1 protein-coding gene is annotated in these 20,702 nt (G+C 61.2%); it reads right to left on the bottom strand.

Annotated elements, in window-relative coordinates; all coding sequences use genetic code 11:
• Window positions 1–45: 45 nt before the first annotated feature.
• Window positions 46–20,061, bottom strand: a complete 20,016-nt coding sequence (locus V476_RS03840; protein WP_024960041.1) for a non-ribosomal peptide synthetase — start codon at window positions 20,059–20,061, stop codon at window positions 46–48.
• Window positions 20,062–20,702: the final 641 nt, after the last annotated feature.

Here is a 20,702-nt window from a genome sequence, read left to right on the forward strand (position 1 = left end):
AAAGACCAGGACGACGGATGATGGCAAAGGGAAGGTCAAACGAAACTACACGGTTTCCAAAGGCAATCTGGTTTGGCTGGCCCTCCCCTTATTGGTGACTGCCTCAAGGATCGCCCGCCCCAGCTCACGAATGTCGGGCTCTTTCACAATGGAGTGATGAGTTCCCATGATGGAGATGACTTGCAGTTGCTCCTTGGGCATCAGCGCCTCCCAACCAATGCTGATATCACTACGGTTTTCTCCCATTGCTGAGAATAAAGTGACACGCACCGGTAGCGCGGGCGGCATGTAACGGTAGAGCGCCAGACCGATACTGCGGATCAGTGCCAGGTATCTTTTTGCAAGATCACTCTCTATACCTTCAGGAAGCAGACCTTGAACTTGCGTATAAGCCAACAAGGCCTCGAAATCCCGAGCAGCAGCCAAGTGTCTGACAGGCCCCTGACGTACATCAGGCGGCAGAAGTCTCAATAAGGCTTCGATCTCGTCGAAATCCGGCCTTTCATCGAGATGAGCGTACCCGCCCTCCTGCGCATCAAACAAATGCCGATAGTCGCTGGTGGTGTCGATAAGCCCGAGGAATTCTACCGTAGCACCGGCCCCTATCAGTTGATGGGCAATTTCATAGGCGATCGTTCCCCCGGCAGACCAGCCAGCGACGCGATACGGCCCCTGTGGCTGTATATGGCGGATCCCCTCAATGTAGCGTGAGGCCATTGCCTCGATAGTGGTGAGGTGTTCCTCCCCACTTTGCAGTCCGCTCGCCGAAAATCCATACACCGGAATGTCAGAGGGAATTTGCTTTGCCAACTGTTGGGCATAGCCGATATCCCCTGAGCCTTCATGAATGAGGAACAAAGGATGTTGAGCCCCCTCTTTGCGAATGGTGGTCAGATTCGGATGCAGAGCCATGCTCAGACCGCTATGGCAAGACGCGGCAAGTTCACAGATTGTCGGGTGCATGAACAGATCGCCTAGTGCCACTTCGACCTTGAAGCGCTGACGCAGGCACGAAACCAGTTGCACCGCCAGCAGCGAATGCCCGCCCAATTCAAAGAAGTGGTCATGGCGACCCACCCGCTCCAGCCCCAGCAATGCCTGCCAGATCTCCGCCAGCGCATGCTCGATTTCACCTACCGGCGCCTCGTAACCACGACTGGCATAAGCGTCGTCTTCCGGCGCCGGCAATGCCCGTCGATCCAGCTTGCCGTTCGGCGTCAGCGGGAAACGCGTCAGCGTTACAAAGGCGCTCGGAATCATGTACTCCGCCAGCCCTTGCGACAGTTGCTCGCGCAACTGCGTCGCCGACAATACGGCGCCTTCCTGCGCCGTCAAATACGCCACCAGGCGTTTGTCTCCGGGACGGTGCTCGCGCGCCAGCACTACCGCCTCCCTGACCCCGGGGCAACCCGCAAGCTGCGACTCGATCTCGCCCAGTTCGATACGGTAGCCCCGGAGCTTGACCTGATCGTCATTACGCCCCAGGTACTCGATATTGCCGTCTGCCAGCCAGCGCCCCAGATCGCCGCTCCTGTACATCCGCGCCGCCGGCTCGGTACTGAACGGATCTTCCAGGAAACGCTCCGCCGTCAATTCCGGACGATTCAGATAACCACGGGCAACCCCGATACCGCCGATATGGATCTCGCCGCTGACCCCGATCGGTACCGGCTGGCCGTGCGCATCCAACAGGTAAATCTGTGTATTCGCTATCGGGCGGCCGATCGGAACGATACCGATATCCTGCTCTGCCACGTAATGCCATGCCGTGACGTCGATGGCTGCTTCGGTGGGTCCGTACAGATTGTGCAACTCGCTTTTCGGGAAATGTGCCTGGCCTTGCAATAGCAAAGCATGCGGCAGCGCTTCACCACTGCAAAGTACTCGCTTGAGCGTCGAACACCGGCCTGCTGGCGTCTGATTGACGAAGGCCTGCAGCATGGAAGGAACAAAGTGCAGCATGCTGATGCTTCGGCGCTCGATCACCTCCATCAGGTAGTGAGGGTCTTGATGCCCGCCGGGGCGGGCCATGACCAGTTGTGCCCCGGCCAGCAGAGGCAGGAAGATCTCCCAGACCGATACATCGAAACCGAAGGGCGTCTTCTGCAAGACACGATCGTCGGCTCCAATCCGGTATTCGCTCTTTGCCCACCACAACCGGTTGACGACGCCGTCATGCTGGTTGGCCACGCCTTTGGGTTTACCAGTGGAACCCGAGGTATAAATCACATAGGCCAGGTGCTGCGGCGTGATGGCCGGCACTGCTGGATTATGTTCAGCCTCAACCTCCCAGTCGCCAGCTTGCAGATCGAGCGTCGGTACCGCCAACTCGCCCAGTAACGTCCGGGTCTCGCCCTGCACCAGCACCGCCACCGGCGCGCTGTCTTCCAGCATGTAGCGCAATCGCTCGGACGGATACCCAGGATCCAGCGGCACATACGCACCGCCCGCCTTCAAAATACCCAGCAAGCCCACCACCATTTCCAGGCTGCGCTGCGCACAGATCGCAACCCGATCGTCCGGCTGGATACCCAGGCCGATCAGGTAATGTGCCAGTCGATTCGCCCGGGCGTTGAGTTCGCCATAGGTCAGGCTTCCGGCGTCATCGACCACCGCCAGGGCATCGGGTTGTTGTGCCGCCTGTTCCTCGAACAGTTGATGGAGCAACTTGTCCGCCGGGTAAGCCGCTGCCGTATCGTTAAACGATTCCAATACCTGCCGACGTTGCTCGCAGGACAGCAGCGGCAGTTCTGCGACCGATTGCTGGTCATCCGCCACCATGGCTTCCAGAAGCACCTGCAGGTGCCCCGCCATCCGTTCGATCGTCGCACGCTCGAACAGATCACTCGCGTATTCCAGAGAGCCGACCAACCCGCCATCCGCCTCGACCAGCGCAAGCGACAGGTCGAACTGGGCCGTCGTGTGCGGTGCTTGCAGCGGCTCCAGGCTCAGCTCCGGCAGGCTGAATTCGCCGCCGCCTGGGGTATTGTTCAGCGCCAGCATGACCTGGAAGATCGGGCTATGGCCCAGGCTGCGCGGTGGCTGCAGCGCCTCCACTACCTGCTCGAACGGCAGGTCCTGATGCGCGTGCGCCGCCAGCATGACCGCCTTGACCTGCTCCAGCAACGCCGCCACGCTCAGGCCCACTTCCGGCCGGATGCGCAGCGCCAGTGTGTTGACGAAGAAGCCGATCAGCGACTCCAGTTCGCTGCGCGGACGATTTGCCACCGGCGTGCCGATCACCACATCGTCCTGTCCGCTGAAGCGGCTCAACAGACTCGACCAGCCCGCCAGCAAGGTCATGAACAGCGTCGCACCGTGACGCTGGCCCAATTGTCGCAACCCTGCCGTCAATGCCGGGCTCAGGGCCAGGCTCACCCGTCCGCCGGCGTAACTGCGCAACGGTGGGCGGCGGTGGTCGGTTGGCAGCTCCAGCAAGGCCGGTGCGCCGCTCAGGTGTTGCCGCCAGAAGTCGACCTGCATTTGCAGGGTTTCGCCCTGCAACCACTGCCGCTGCCACGCGGCGTAGTCGACATACTGGAAGGCCAGTGCCGGCAGAGGGTCGGCCAGCCCCTGGCTGAAGGCGCGGTACAACGTACCGATTTCGTGCAGCAGAACGCCCGTCGACCAACCGTCCGAAACGATATGGTGCTGCGTCACAAGCAGGATGTGCTCCGTCTCCGACAGTTGCACAAGTCGTCCGCGAATCAGCGGACCGCTCGACAGGTCAAACGGCGCCAGCGCCTCCTCGCCAGCGAGCCGCTCTACGGCCTCGTGTTGCGCCGCGCTGTCCAGAGCGCGCAGGTCATGAGTGACCAGGGCGAACCCTTGAGTCGCCGGCGCGATCACCTGGATCGCCTGGCCCTCGTGCAAGGCAAAATGGGTGCGCAGGGTTTCGTGGCGCGCCACGATCCGGTCAAGCGTGGCCTGCAAGGCCTCGCAGTTCAATCGGCCGCGCAACCGTAGTCCCGCCGGAATGTGATAAGCAGCCCCCGCCGCCCGGTCCAGTTGATCGAGGAACCACAAGCGTTGCTGCGCCCACGACAGCGGCAAAGGTAGATCGCGATCCACCAGCGTCAACGGCGTCTGCGCCGAGAGCCGGGCGTTCGCCACCTGACGTGCCAGACCTTGCAGCGTCGGCTCGGCAAACACATCCCGCAGTGCCACCTCGACTTCGAAGCGCTGACGCAGACGCGACACCAGTTGTACCGCCAGTAACGAATGCCCGCCCAGTTCGAAGAAGTGGTCATGGCGACCGACACGCTCCAGCCCCAGCAATACCTGCCAGATATCTGCCAGCGCATGCTCGACGTCACCTGCCGGCGCCTCATAGACGCGACTGGCATAAGCGTCGTCCTCCGGCGCTGGCAATGCCCGTCGGTCCAGCTTGCCGCTCGGCGTTTGCGGGAAACGCGCCAGCGTTACGAAGGCACTCGGAATCATGTACTCCGCCAGCCCTTGCGACAGTTGCTCGCGCAACTGCGCCGCCGACAATACGGCACCTTCCTGCGCCTTCAGGTACGCCACCAGGCGTTTGTCTCCGGGACGGTGCTCGCGCACCAGCACCACCGCCTCCCTGACTCCAGGGCACTCAGACAGTTTCGACTCGATCTCGCCCAGTTCGATACGAAAACCGCGTAGCTTGACCTGATCGTCGTTACGCCCCAGGTACTCGATATTGCCGTCCGCCAACCAGCGCCCCAGATCGCCGCTCCTGTACATGCGCGCCGCCGGCTCGGCACTGAACGGGTCGTCAAGGAAACGCTCCGCCGTCAGTTCCGGCATATTCAGATAGCCACGGGCAACCCCCGCGCCGCCGATATGGATCTCGCCAATGACCCCAATCGGTACCGGCTGGCCGTTTGCATCCAGCAGGTAAATCCGTGTATTCGCGATCGGACGGCCGATTGGAAGTGAATGACCCGCTTGAACAGCGCTGTCGCACAGGTAAAAAGTAGAGTCACCCGCCGCTTCCGACGAACCGTAGAAATTCAGTATCGTGGCCGAAGGTAACCAAGCACGAGTGCGAGCAAGCAGGGAGGACGAAAACACCTCGCCACTGCAAACGATCAGCCGCTTTTCTGGCGAAATTTGTCGGTTCTCTATCCTCGACAGTTCTTCCAGCAGTGAAGGGACAAGAACCAGACGGGTCAACTGATGCTCTGTAACCGCCTGCCACAGCTGTATCGGATCCCTGGAGGCCAGCGGCGACACGATATGCAGCTGCGCGCCAAACAGTAAGGGCATCAGCGTTTCAGTCACCGAATCGAGAAAACTGATCGACGTTTTTTGTGCATGCTTTTCGAGTCGCTGACCACCGAAAGTGCTATGCATCCAGTAAAGACGGTTAACCATGGCCTGATGTGGACCGCCCACCCCTTTGGGTTTACCGGAGGAGCCCGAGGTATAAATCACATAGGCCAGGTGCTGCGGCGTGATGGCCGGCACTACAGGATTGTGTTCAGCTTCAACCTCCCAGTCGGCATCTTGCAGATCGAGCGTCGGCACCGCCAACTCGCCCAGCAACGCCCGGGTCTCGGCCTGCACCAGCACCGCCACCGGCGTGCTGTCCTCCAGCATGTAGCGCAACCGCTGCTCCGGATACGCAGGATCAAGCGGCACATACGCACCACCCGCCTTAAAAATCCCCAGCAAGCCCACCACCATTTCCAGGCTGCGTTGCGCACAGATCGCAACCCGATCATCCGGCTGGATACCCAGGCCGATCAGATAATGTGCCAGTCGATTCGCCCGCGTGTTGAGTTCGCCATAGGTCAGGCTTCCGGCGTCATCGACCACCGCCAGGGCATCGGGTTGTTGCGCCGCCTGCTCCTCGAACAGTTGATGGATCAACTTGTCCGCCGGGTAGGCCGCTGCCGTATCGTTGAACGACTCCAGTACCTGCCGACGTTGCTCGCAGGACAGCAGCGGCAGTTCTCCGACCGCTTGCTGGTCATCCGCCACCATGCCTTCCAGAAGCACTTGCAAGTGCCCCGCCATCCGCTCGATCGTCGCACGCTCGAACAAATCACTCGCGTATTCCAGAGAGCCGATCAATCCGCCATCCGCCTCGACCAGCGCAAGCGACAGGTCGAACTGGGCCGTCGTGTGCGGCGCTTGCAGCGGCTCCAGGCTCAGCTCCGGCAGGCTGAATTCGCCGCCGCCCGGGGTATTGTTCAGCGCCAGCATGACCTGGAAGATCGGGCTATGACCCAGGCTGCGCGGGGGCTGCAGCGCCTCCACCACCTGCTCGAACGGCAGGTCCTGATGCGCGTGCGCCGCCAGCATGACCGTCTTGACCTGCTCCAGCAACGCCGCCACGCTCAGGCGTCCTTCCGGCCGGATGCGCAGCGCCAGTGTGTTGACGAAGAAGCCGATCAGCGACTCCAGTTCGCTGCGCGGACGATTTGCCACCGGCGTGCCGATCACCACATCGTCCTGCCCGCTGAAGCGGCTCAACAGACTCGACCAGCCCGCCAGCAAGGTCATGAACAGCGTCGCACCGTGACGCTGACCCAACTGCCGCAACCCTGTCGTCAATGCCGGGCTCAGGGCCAGGCTCACCCGTCCGCCGGCATAACTGCGCAACGGTGGGCGGCGGTGGTCGGTTGGCAGCTCCAGCAAGGCCGGTGCACCACTCAGGTGCTGCCGCCAGAAGTCGACCTGCGTTTGCAGGGTTTCGCCCTGCAACCACTGCCGCTGCCACGCGGCGTAGTCGACATACTGGAAGGCCAGTGCCGGCAGAGGATCAGCCAGCCCCTGGCTGAAGGCGCGGTACAACGTACCGATTTCGTGCAGCAGAACGCCCGTCGACCAACCGTCAGAAACGATATGGTGCTGCGTCACCAGCAGGATGTGCTCCGTCTCCGACAGTTGCACAAGCCGTCCTCGAATCAGCGGACCGCTCGACAAGTCGAACGGCGCCAGCGCCTCCTCGCCAGCGAGCCGCTCTACGGCCTCGTGTTGCGCCGCGCTGTCCAGAGCGCGCAGGTCATGAGTGACCAGGGCGAACCCTTGGGTCGCCGGCGCGATCACCTGGATCGCCTGACCCTCGTGCAAGGCAAAATGGGTGCGCAGGGTTTCGTGGCGCGCCACGATCCGGTCCAGCGTGGCCTGCAAGGCGTCGCTGTCCAATCGGCCGCGCAAGCGTAGTCCCGCCGGAATGTGATAAGCAGCCCCCGCCGCCCGGTCCAGTTGATCGAGGAACCACAAGCGTTGTTGCGCCCACGACAGCGGCAATGGCAGATTGCGATCCACCGGCGTCAACAACGTCAACGGCGTCTGCGCCGAGAGCCGGGCGTTCGCCACCTGGCGTGCCAGACCTTGCAGCGTCGGCTCGGCAAACACATCCCGCAGCGCCACTTCGACTTCGAAGCGCTGACGCAGACGCGACACCAGTTGTACCGCCAGTAACGAATGCCCGCCCAGTTCGAAGAAGTGATCGTGGCGACCGACACGCTCCAGCCCCAGCAATACCTGCCAGATCTCTGCCAGCGCATGCTCGACGTCACCTGCCGGCGCCTCGTAATCACGACTGGCATAAGCGTCGTCCTCCGGCGCCGGCAATGCCCGTCGATCCAGCTTGCCGTTTGGCGTTAGCGGGAAACGCGCCAGCGTTACGAAGGCACTCGGAATCATGTACTCCGCCAGCCCTTGCGACAGTTGCTCGCGCAACTGCGCCGCCAACAACTCGACACCTTCCTGCGCCGTCAGGTACGCCACCAGGCGTTTGTCGCCGGGACGGTGCTCGCGCACCAGCACCACCGCTTCCCTGACCCCGGGACACTCAGACAGTCGCGACTCGATCTCACCCAGCTCGATACGGAAGCCCCGAAGCTTGACCTGATCGTCATTGCGCCCCAGGTACTCGATATTGCCGTCCGCCAGCCAGCGTCCCAGATCGCCGCTCTTGTACATCCGCGCCGCAGGCTCGGCACTGAACGGGTCGTCCAGGAAACGCTCCGCCGTCAGTTCCGGCAGATTCAGATAGCCACGGGCAACCCCCGCGCCGCCGATATGGATCTCGCCGCTGACCCCGATGGGCACCGGCTGGCCGTGTGCATCCAATAGGTAAATGCGTGTGTTGCCGATAGGGCGGCCAATAGGAATCGAGCGCGAATTGTCGGACAGCGCATGGATCTCATAGGTGCTGGCAAAGGTCGTTGTTTCCGTTGGTCCATAGCCATTGATCAGATGCCTCGGGCGATGGGCGCGGGACAAAACCTTCGCAACGCTCACTGGATCGAGCACATCCCCACCGACCAGGAGATATCGCAGCCTTGAGAAGGCAGCGGCGAGTACATCGACATATTCATTGAACAATCCAGCAGTCAACCATAAAGCGGTTACGCCACCTTCAATCAACACATGGTTCAAGCGCGCGGCATTGAGCAGCGTCGCCTGAGACACAACCAACAGTTTCGCCCCATTGAGCAGCGCACTCCAGATTTCCCAGGTCGAAGCGTCGAAGGCCGTATTGGCGCCATGCGCAACACAATCCTCTGTGGTGATCCTGGCATAAGGATTATTGATAACCAGACGCAGCACACTGCGGTGCTCAATCAGCACGCCCTTCGGCACTCCCGAGGAGCCGGATGTATACATCACATAAGCCGGCATTCTCGACGTCAGCCCCAAGGCATCAAGATCCGGATTGCCACACGGCAGCCCACCGGTCCCTGAAGACAGGTCCACGCTGTCCAACACGACCTGCGGCACATTCACCGCCGGCAGGCATTCCTGCAGCGCCGCTTGCACCAGCACTGCTACCGGCGCGCTGTCTTCCAGCATGTAGTGCAATCGCTCGGACGGATACCCAGGATCCAGCGGCACATAGGCACCACCCGCCTTCAGAATACCGAGCAAGCCCACCACCATTTCCAGGCTGCGCTGCGCACAGATCGCGACCCGATCATCCGGCTGGATACCCAGGCCGATCAGGTAATGTGCCAGTCGATTCGCCCGCGCGTTGAGTTCGCTATAGGTCAGGCTTGCGGTTTCATCGACCACCGCCAGGGCATCGGGCTGTTGTGCCGCCTGTTCCTCGAACAGTTGATGGAGCAACTTGTCCGCCGGGTAGGCCGCTGCCGTATCGTTGAACGACTCCAACACCTGCCGACGTTGCTCGCAGGACAGCAGCGGCAGTTCTGCGACCGCTTGCTGGTCATCCGCCACCATGCCTTCCAGAAGTACCTGCAGGTGCCCCGCCATCCGTTCGATCGTCGCACGCTCGAACAGATCGCTCGCGTATTCCAGAGAGCCGATCAACCCGCCATCCGCCTCGACCAGCGCAAGCGACAGGTCGAACTGGGCCGTCGTGTGCGGCGCTTGCAGCGGCTCCAGGCTCAGCTCCGGCAGGCTGAATTCGCCGCCGCCCGGGGTGTTGTTCAGCGCCAGCATGACCTGGAAGATCGGGCTATGACCCAGGCTGCGCGGGGGTTGCAGCGCCTCCACCACCTGCTCGAACGGCAGGTCCTGATGCGCATGCGCCGCCAGCATGACCGCCTTGACCTGCTCCAGCAACGCCGCCACGCTCAGGCCCCCTTCCGGCCGGATGCGCAGCGCCAGTGTGTTGACGAAGAAGCCGATCAGCGACTCCAGTTCGCTGCGCGGACGATTCGCCACCGGCGTGCCGATCACCACATCGTCCTGCCCGCTGAAGCGGCTCAACAGACTCGACCAGCCCGCCAGCAAGGTCATGAACAGCGTCGCACCGTGACGCTGGCCCAATTGTCGCAACCCTGCCGTCAATGCCGGGCTCAGGGCCAGGCTCACCCGTCCGCCGGCGTAACTGCGCAACGGTGGGCGGCGGTGGTCGGTTGGCAGCTCCAGCAAGGCCGGTGCGCCGCTCAGGTGTTGCCGCCAAAAGTCGACCTGCGTTTGCAGCGTTTCGCCCTGCAACCATTGCCGCTGCCACGCCGCGTAGTCGACATACTGGAAGGCCAGTGCCGGCAGAGGATCGGCCAGCCCCTGGCTGAAGGCGCGGTACAACGTACCGATTTCGTGCAGCAGAACGCCCGTCGACCAACCGTCCGAAACGATATGGTGCTGCGTCACCAGCAGGATGTGCTCTGTCTCCGACAGTTGCACAAGTCGTCCGCGAATCAGCGGCCCCCTCGACAAGTCGAATGGCGCAAGCGCCTCCTCGCGAGCGAGCCGCTCTACGGCCTCGTGTTGCGTCTCATGTTGCGCCGCGCTGTCCAGCGGGCGCAGGTCATGAGTGATCAGGGCGAACCCTTGGGTCGCCGGCGCGATCACCTGGATCGCCTGCCCCTCGTGCAAGGCAAAGTGGGTGCGCAGGGTTTCGTGGCGCGCCACGATCCGGTCCAGCGTGGCCTGCAAGGCGTCTCTGTCCAATCGGCCGCGCAAGCGCAGTCCCGCCGGAATGTGATAAGCAGCCCCCGCCGCCCGATCCAGTTGATCGAGGAACCACAAGCGTTGTTGCGCCCACGACAGCGGCAATGGCAGATTGCGATCCACCAGCGTCAACGGCGTCTGCGCCGATAGCCAGGCGTTCGCCACCTGACGTGCCAGACCTTGCAGCGTCGGCTCGGCAAACACATCCCGCAGCGCCACTTCGACTTCGAAGCGCTGACGCAGACGCGACACCAGTTGTACCGCCAGTAACGAATGCCCGCCCAGTTCGAAGAAGTGATCGTGGCGACCGACACGCTCCAGCCCCAGCAATACCTGCCAGATCTCTGCCAGCGCATGCTCGACGTCACCTGCCGGCGCCTCGTAATCACGACTGGCATAAGCGTCGTCCTCCGGCGCCGGCAATACCCGTCGGTCCAGCTTGCCGTTTGGCGTTAGCGGGAAACGCGCCAGCGTTACGAAGGCACTCGGAATCATGTACTCCGCCAACCCTTGCGACAGTTGCTCGCGCAACTGCGCCGCCGACAACTCGACACCTTCCTGCGCCGTCAGGTACGCCACAAGACGTTTGTCGCCGGGACAGGGCTCGCGCACCAGCACCACCGCTTCCCTGACCCCGGGACACTCAGACAGTCGCGACTCGATCTCGCCCAGCTCGATACGGAAGCCCCGAAGCTTGACCTGATCGTCATTGCGCCCCAGGTACTCGATATTGCCGTCCGCCAGCCAGCGTCCCAGATCGCCGCTCTTGTACATCCGCGCCGCCGGCTCGGCACTGAACGGGTCGTCCAGGAAACGCTCCGCCGTCAGTTCCGGCAGATTCAGATAGCCACGGGCAACCCCCGCGCCGCCTATATGGATCTCGCCGCTGACCCCGATGGGCACCGGCTGGCCGTGTGTATCCAGCAGGTAAATCCGTGTGTTCGCGATCGGACGGCCGATTGGAAATACCGAAGACCGATAACAGTCGATATCGTCAACCAGTCTATGCCAGGCCACCACGTCGCTACACTCCGTGGGCCCGTAACTGTTAATGAATTCGGGCCTCGGCTCGGGAAGCATTTCCAGCCTGGCGACTTGAATAGGCTCTCCGCCCAGTACCACCCGGCGGATGCTGTCAAGTTGCCTTGAATCGTTTGCATCGATGAGCGTGTTGAACGCACTGGGTGAGAGATTGATATGGGTAATACGCTCGCGTTGAATCTGCTCCAGCAGCACCTCGGGAATGAAAGCCTCTCTGGCCAGGTGCAGTGTTCCACCGACCAATAACGGACCGAGAATATTTTTTTGCGTCAAATCGAAGCTATAGGAGGAAACAAGCAGTACGGCATCATCGGACGCCAGTTTCAGCTCGGCCAGATACCAGTGCATCAGGTTTAGAAAGCCCCTTTGCTCGATCAACACGCCCTTGGGTTGGCCGCTCGAGCCTGAGGTGTAGATCACATAGGCCAGATGATCCGGCTTGACGGCTCGCGCCACTGGATCATGGTCAGCCTCAGCTTCCCAGCACCCGCCTTCCAGGTCCAGCAGCGGCACGGCCAACTCTCCCGGCAACGCCCGGGTCGCACCCTGCACCAGCACCGCCGCCGGCGCGCTGTCTTCCAGCATGTAGCGCAACCGCTGCTCCGGATACGCCGGGTCCAGCGGCACGTAGGCAGCACCCGCCTTCAGGATGCCCAGCAAGCCCACCACCATGTCCGGGCTACGCTCCACGCAGATCGCCACCCGGTCATCCGGCCCGATGCCCAGGCCGATCAGATGATGCGCCAACTGGTTGGCGCGCGCATTCAGTTGCGCATAAGTGAATGTGCGCGCCTCAAATACCAGCGCAATCGCTTCTGGCGTTTTTTCTACTTGCGCTTCGAATAACTGATGGACGCAGGTGCCTTGCGGATAATCCACGGCCGTCGCATTCCACTCCTGCAGCAACTGACGCTCGGATCGCGGCAGCATCTCCAGACTGCGCAGCAACGACTCAGGTGAGTGTTCCAGCGCGTCGACCAGACTCTCCAGCGCCGTCTCCATGTAAGCACATACCCGCTGCGGATCGATCCCCGCCGTGGCTTGAACGGTCAGTGCAAAGCCCTCGCCCAGATCGTCCACAGCCAGTGTCAGCGGATAGTTGGTTCGCTCATTCCAGCCCAGGACCTCGATTCCGCCCCAAGCGCGGTCTCCCTGGTCCGAGACTTGCGGCTCGGCGCTGTGGCGGTAATTCAGCAGCGCGCTGAACAGCGGCAACGGTGGAGCAATGGCGCTGCAGCGTTGCGCCAGCGCCAACGACGCATGTTCGTGACCGAGCAGCGCGGTCAGGCGGGCATGCGTGGCCTTCACCCCCTCACGCACGCCTTGCTCACCGACGTTCAAGCACAACGGCAAGGTGTTGATGAACATCCCCAACGAGCGGTCGGCACCGTCGCCACCCTGCATTCGTCCCAGCAACACCGTACCGAACACCACGTCTTCCTGGCCCGACGTGCGCCCCAGCACCTGCGCCCAGGCCAGATGATGCAGGCTGGCAGCACTTACGCCCAGACTCCTGGCTTGCCGGCGGATCCTGCCCGCCAGCTCTGCGGCCACTGCCTGCCTGGCTTGCTTGATGTCCCGACCGTCACCCTGCACATCGTGCAAACCGAATGGCAGCGTCGGCTCCGTCACCTGACCGAGCATTTCCTGGAAGAACGCTTCATGCGCCGCTTGGCTTACGCCCAGTCGCGCCTGCGCCACATGGTTGCGATAGGGTACCGAATCCGGCAGTCCGGCTGCCTGCCCCAGCAGATCCGCCTGTACCTCATGTTGCACCACTTCCAGCGCCGTATGGTCCAGCACCATGTGGTGAAACAGCAGAATCGCCACCCAGCGACTATTGGCTTCGTCGTAGGCGTAAGCCATCTTCATCAAGGGCGCTTTCGTCAAATCCAGCCGGTAATGCCTGGGGTCGAAGCGCTCCTGGAGTTGCTGTTCGATGTCTCCGTCGGCCGCCTTCAGCTCCAACGCTTCAACGGCCAATGGCGCTTCGCGCCAGACTGTCTGAGCCGGCTCGTCCAGCCCCTCCCACAGCACCGCCGTTCTCAAGATGTCATGCCTGGCAATCACACCCTGAAGTGCCCGGACAAACGCCTTCAGGTGGTCTTCGCTTGGCAGCGCAAAACGCGTATTTAGCAAATAGGGGTCACCCTCGACCGACGCAAGGTGGTGGAACAACACCCCTTCCTGCAGTGGCGCCAGTGCATAGATATCCTGGACGTTCGCCGTCCCGCCTGGCACAGCACGCACAATCCGCTCGATGGCATCCTCGCTCAGGTCCGCGAGCGGCAACATCGACGGTGTAATTCGTGTGCACCCGACCACGATTCCGTTGGCGGGCACCTCTACCTCATGACCGTTACCCAATACCTCGGCAAACGCCGAAAGGGTTGGCTGGGCAAACAGCAGCCGCACATCCGCCGACAGTCCCGCTTGACGCATCCGGCCCATCAGACTGACGGCCAGTAGCGAATGCCCACCCAGTTCGAAGAAGTGATCGTGGCGACCCACCCGTTCGACACCAAGCAGCTCCTGCCAGATTTCGGCAAGCGCCGTCTCCACCGTCCCGTACGGCGCTTCGTAGCCGCGGCTCACATAAGCGTCGGCCTCCGGCACAGGCAACGCCCGGCGATTCAGCTTGCCGTTAGGTGTCAGCGGCCACCCCGGCAGTTTCACATACGCGGCCGGCACCATGTACTCCGGAAGACTCGCCTGCAAGGCCGCCCGTAGCGTCTGCACCGCAATGATCTCTTTCGCTTCCCGCGTCGTGTAATACGCGATCAGACGTTTGTCACCCGGCGTGTCTTCCCGGGCAATCACCACCGCCTCTCCGACACCAGGGCACCCAGCCAGCTGCGCCTCAATCTCGCCCAGCTCGATACGGAAGCCGCGGAGCTTGACCTGATCGTCGTTGCGTCCCAGGTACTCGATATTGCCGTCCGCCAGCCAACGACCCAAATCGCCGCTCCTGTACATCCGCGCCGTCGGGTCGTTGCTGAAACGGTCTTTCACGAACCGCTCTGCGGTCAGCGCATCACGATTCAAATAGCCGCGCGCGAGCTGTACACCCGCGATATAAATCTCGCCGCAGACGCCAACCGGGACCGGTTGCATGTGCGGGTCCAGCAGATACATCCGGGTATTGGCAACCGGCCGGCCGATCGGCACGATCCCCGCATGCAGGTCGGGCACACAGTGCCAGTAGGTGACGTCGACAGCGGCTTCAGTGGGGCCATACAGGTTGTGCAATTGCACATGTGCAAAGCGTTGCTCGAAGTGCTTTTGCAAACTATAGGGCAACGCCTCGCCGCTACAGAACACCTGCCGCAATGTGCTACAGGCCAGCGGGCCAGCCTGATTGAGGAAGCTCTGCAACATGGACGGTACGAAATGCAATATCGTGACACCCGAGTCTGCGATCAACCCGGCCAGATACTCGGGGTCCTGATGGCCTCCCGGACGCGCGATCACCAATTGCGCCCCCGCGAGCAAGGGTAGAAAAAATTCCCAGACCGACACGTCAAAACCGAACGGTGTCTTTTGCAAGACGCGGTCTTCGCGACTCAGCCGATATTGGTCCTGTGCCCACAACAGGCGGTTCACAATGGCACGATGCTCGATCATCACGCCCTTGGGCTGACCGGTCGAACCCGAGGTATAGATCACATAAGCCAGGTGCTGTGGCGTGACCGTCGGCAACACGCGGTCATGCTCGGTTTCAGCCGCCCAGTTCACGCCTTGCAGATCCAGCACCGGCATCGCCAGCGCACCCAGCAAGTCCCGGGTCGTACGCTGCACCAGCACCGCCACCGGCGCGCTGTCCTCCAGCATGTAGCGCAACCGCTCCGGCGGATACCCAGGGTCCAGCGGCACGTAGGCACCACCCGCCTTCAGGATCCCCAGCAAGCCCACCACCATCTCGACACTGCGTTCCACACAGATCGCCACGCGGTCGTCCGGAGCAATGCCCAGTGACAGCAAAATATCAGCCACCTGATTGCTGCGTTCGTTGAGTTCAGCGTACGTCACTCGCTCGTCGCCGCACACCAGTGCAAGCGCTTGAGGCTGCTGCTGCGCTTGCTGTTCGAAAAGTTGATGGACCAATAGATCCTGTGGCCAGGCCTGATGTGTCGCGTTGAACTCGACAAGCACTTGCCGACGTTCGGTTTCGCCCAAAAGCTCGATCGCGCCCACAACCTGGCGCTCGTTCTCGACCATCGCACGCAGCACCCGTTCCAGATACGCCACGTAGCGTTGGGCCGTCTCGCGGTCGAACAGCGCCGTCGCATATTCCAGCGAACCGACGATCCGTCCCTCCACCTCCGCCAAGTCGAGGGACACATCGTACTTGGTGGTGCGTGCTACCGAATCCAGCAGCGTTAGCTCCAGCCCCTCCAACGCCAGTTCTGCGGGCGGCGTGTTCTGCCACGACAGCATCGCCTGGAACAGCGGGCTATGGGACAAGCTGCGCACCGGCTTGAGCAACTCCACCACCTGCTCGAAAGGCAGATCCTGGTGTTCATAGGCCGCCAGCGTGCAGGCCTTGACGCGACTCAGCAATGCCTCGACCGCCGGATCGTCCGACACATTCACGCGCAACGCCAGGGTGTTGACAAAAAACCCGATCAGGCCCTCGACCTCAGCGCTCATCCGGTTCGCCACCGGCGAACCGATCACCACCTCATCCTGCCCGGACAAACGACTCAATACCGTCGCCCAGCCCGCCAGCAATGTCATGAACAGGGTCGTGCCGTGCCGCCGACTCAGCGCCTTGAGCTCATGGCTCAGCGTCGCATCCAGCACCACGGGCACCGCATCGCCCGTATAGTCCTGTTGCGCCGGACGTACACGATCAGAGGGCAACATCAGCAATGCCGGCGCATCGAGCAGAGCGGTCTGCCAGTAGGTGCTTTGCTTGTGCAATACCTCGCCGCTCAACCAGCCTCGTTGCCACACCGCATAGTCAGCGTACTGGATCGACAACTGCGGCAACGGGTCTGCATCAGCTTGGCAACCGCTCGCGTAGAGTGCTCCCAACTCGCGCGTCAACACGCCCATCGACCAGCCATCCGATACGATGTGGTGCATCGTCAACAGCAACACATGTTCGTCATCGCTCAGCCGAACCAGACTCCCTCGAATCAGCGGTCCCTGCTGAAGATCGAAGCGCCCAATGGCTTCTTCGTCCATCAGTCGTGCCAACTCACTCGAGCTATCGGCATGCGTCGTGAGATCGTACTTGCGCAACGGGCAGCCTGTTTCCTCGGGATGGATGCAGAGCACTGCGGCCTGATCCCCGGTCTGGACAAACGTTGTGCGCAGTACTTCGTGACGCGCCACAATCCGGTTCAACGCATGCTGCAAGGCGGCTTCATCCAGCGCGCCGACGATGCGCAGCCCCGCCGGTATGTGGTAAGCAGCGCTGGCACCTTCCATCTGCGCCAGAAACCACAACCGTTGCTGAGCAAACGACAGCGGCAGTTGCGCCTCTCGTGACGTTGGCACAAGCTGCGGCAGCGTATTGTTTTGTGCCTGCGCCACCACGCAGGCAAGCGCCTCGAGCTGCGGATTCGCGAATAACGCGGCCAGTTCCAATTCCACGCTCAAACGCTGCCGGACCAGGGAGATGAGCCTCATCGCCAGCAGCGAATGCCCACCCAGCTCGAAGAAGTGATCGTTGCGCCCCGCCCGATCGACACCGAGCAGCTCCTGCCAGATCTCCGCCAGCGCACGCTCGACTTCGCCTGCCGGCGCCTCGTAGTCACGACTGGCATAAGCGTCGTCCCCCGGCGCCGGCAATGCCCGCCGATCCAGCTTGCCGTTCGGCGTCAGCGGCCATTCGGACACTTTCACATACGCCGCCGGCACCATGTATTCCGGCAGCCTCGCCTGCAAGGCAGCACGCAACGTCTGCGCTGTCATGGCCTGTGCAGTTTCCTGCATCGTGTAGTACGCCGTCAGACGCTTTTCACCCGGCGTATCCTCCTGGGCAATCACCACCGCGTCTCTGATGTCCGCGATCTGCCTCAGTTGCGCCTCAATCTCGCCCAGCTCGATACGAACTCCGCGGAGCTTGACCTGATCGTCATTGCGCCCCAGGTACTCGATATTGCCGTCCGCCAACCAGCGCCCCAGATCGCCGGTCCTGTACATCCGCGCCGCCGGTTCGGCACTGAACGGGTCATCCAGAAAACGCTCCGCCGTCAGTTCCGGCCTGTTCAGATAACCCCGGGCAACCCCCGCGCCGCCGATATAAATCTCGCCGCTGACCCCCATAGGCACAGGCTGGCCGTGCGCATCCAACAGGTAAACCTGCGTATTGGCTATCGGACGGCCTATGTGCAATACCGACTGCGTTGCATCGATCAGACCGGATGTGGCCACAACCGTGGTCTCGGTCGGACCATAGTTGTTGATCAGCGCAACCCGACTATCCGGATTGGGAAACTGACGCAACCGGTCTCCACCGATCAGCAACGTTTGCAGCGACGCCGGCTCGATCCCTTGGGCGAACGCAATCTCGGCAATCGGCGTAGGCAAGAAGCTCACATCCAGATCTTGCCGACGCCACCATCCCAGCAGCGCATCCACATCATTGCCAAGCGCTTGTCCAGGCAACAGCGACAGGCTGGCTCCCACGCACAGCGCTGGCCATAGTTCCCAGACGCAAGCATCGAAACCGACACCCGCCACGCTCGAAACCCGCTTGCGATGGGTCAGACCGAACGCCTCGCAATGCCAGGCCACCAGGTTCACGAGATTGCGATGTTCGATCATCACGCCCTTGGGCTGGCCGGTCGAACCCGAGGTATAGATCACATAAGCCAGGTGCTGTGGCGCGACCGTCGGCAATACGCGATCATGCTCGGTTTCAGCCGCCCGGTTCACGCTTTGCAGATCCAGCACCGGCATCGCCAACGCACCCAGCAACTCCCGGGTCGTACGCTGCAGCAGCACTGCCACCGGCGCGCTGTCCTCCAGCATGTAGCGCAACCGCTCCGGCGGATACCCAGGGTCCAGCGGCACGTAGGCACCGCCCGCCTTCAGAATCCCCAGCAAGCCCACCACCATCTCAACACTGCGTTCCACACAGATCGCCACGCGGTCGTCCAGAGCAATGCCCAGTGACAGCAAGGCATGAGCCACCTGATTACTGCGTTCGTTGAGTTCAGCGTAGGTCACGCGCTCGTCGCCGCAGACCAGTGCAAGCGCTTGGGGCTGCTGCTGCGCTTGCTGTTCGAAAAGCTGATGGACCAATAGATCCTGTTGCAAGGCCTGATGTGTTGCGTTGAACTCGACAAGCACTTGCCGGCGTTCCGCTTCCCCCATAAGCGCAAGCTGGCCAATCGGCGCCGATTCATGAGCGGCAACCGACTCCAGGAGCAGCGTAATGCGGTCCCGAATCCGCTCAACTTCGTCCGGGCGAAAGCAGGCCAGATTGAAGTTGAAGTCGACGACTACGTCTTCATCCGAATAGTAATCACAGATAGCGATTGAGAGCGGCGTCTGATCGAAGCCGCTGTACATCCTGATCGCCTTCGAAGGGGCGCCGCCAAAGAAAAAGTCTGCGTCAAATTTTTCGAATGAAAGCGTGATATCGAAGATCTGCTTGCGCCTGGAATGGCCAATATTCAGGGCGCGATTCAGTTCCGCAATCGGGAAGTGCTCGTGGCGGTAGCAGCGTCGCAATTCGGCGGCCACATCGCCCATCAATTCGAGCAGGGAGCGATTAGGGTCAACCCGTACGCCGATCGGGATGACGGAAGAAAACATCCCGATCGTCTGTTTCTGGCGGGCCGTCGTGCGGTTATGCAGGGGCATGCCGATGATGACTTCTTCTGCACCACCGACGCGTGAAAAATAGGCACTGACGACTGCAAAGAATACCGTGACAGGAGAAAGGCCATGCTCGGTGGCAACCGCGGCCACAGCATTGAACAGGTCACGCTTGATCGTCGAGCGAATATGACCGCTCTTGCACATCGAACCCACGGCATGGTCGCCGGACCACTGCAGCAGGGATGGCGGTATTTGTGCGTAGCGTTCGCGCCAAAACGACCGGTCACGCTCCAGGCGCGGCGAATTCAGATAGGCCTGGTCTTTGACCAGGAAGTCTCTGTAGGAAGAGCCTTCCTCGAGCTCGTCGATGCCCACCAGTAAATTGTTGTAGGCCTTCGCGACTGCATGGCAAAACAGCGTCGCCCCTGAGCCGTCCATGACCAAATGATGGTAGCGACCCAGCCAGTAGTGACGGGATGCACTGCACCGTACGAGCTGCGCCTCCCAAAGAATGCCTTCCAATGGATTGAAGGGTCGGGAAAATGCGTGTTGAAGGTATTCCTGCGCTCGCTCGACGCTGTCAACGTAGTCTGAAAAGTCGACGAGTTCGAGTGTGATATCGACAGATGGCAACACTCTCTGCCGGGCTATATCACCCTCTTGGAACAAGGCAAGTCGTAGCGCATCATTATGCCTGACAACGAGATTGATAGCCTTCTCGAACATTGGAATATCGAGATCACCCTTGATCTCCAGCTTCATGCCAATGTTGTACAGCGGTATGTCCGGATTCGCTATCTGACCGAGCCAGATACCCTGCTGTACAGAAGATAGTTCATACGAGACATTGGAGTTGTTCGATACGTGTTGATGCGACGACGTCATGCGTAAACATCCCTGATTTTAATATCCTTTCGGGAGCCGAGTGACGATGTCCGCGGCCCTGCCGAATTCCTGGCGTGCTGGCCAAGTTCCATACAGAACTCGGCAGTTACAGCACAAGTTTGTCGCAGATAAACCGGATGTCAGAACCTGGCTTGCCCTGTCTGCATGACTGCCATCGGGACCTGGGAGAATGTCATTGATGTGCCGACAGTACCGGCTAGTAGCACCTTGATACTTCCGGCCTGCGGATTTCTCTATTTTTCCGTTAGTCATGAGCGGCACGAACCGACGAAAAAAAGACCCTGACCCCGGATAAGCTGCTAGACCTGCAATAATAGCGTTGACACTTACAAAGAGAAAAACAGAAATGAGGGCTTGTCCCGTATTACCAGTGCACCCCTCCCGCATTCAATAAACCGTTTTCGCTTCATTTGCCAAGGCAAAACGCGGGCATATCACCTTATCTGTAAGCGTTGGACTGATCGATAGACGCGGGGTTTGAACTTTGCTCAAAGCGCTGCTCAATTGGCTGGCCAGTCAACAATTAGCATGGAACAAAGGAGACAGTAGACTAATGACTCCTGCCCCTCTGTCAGAGGCAGGATTTAAACATCAATCCCTTAATTTGGAAGCGTTCTCCA

This window comes from Pseudomonas syringae KCTC 12500 (assembly GCF_000507185.2).
Taxonomy (GTDB): Bacteria; Pseudomonadota; Gammaproteobacteria; order Pseudomonadales; family Pseudomonadaceae; genus Aquipseudomonas; species Aquipseudomonas syringae.

What these genes read in the sequence shown, in the direction of transcription:
- V476_RS03840 (WP_024960041.1), bottom strand. Translation starts at nt 20,061, where the DNA reads ATGACGTCGTCGCATCAACACGTATCGAACAACTCCAATGTCTCGTAT.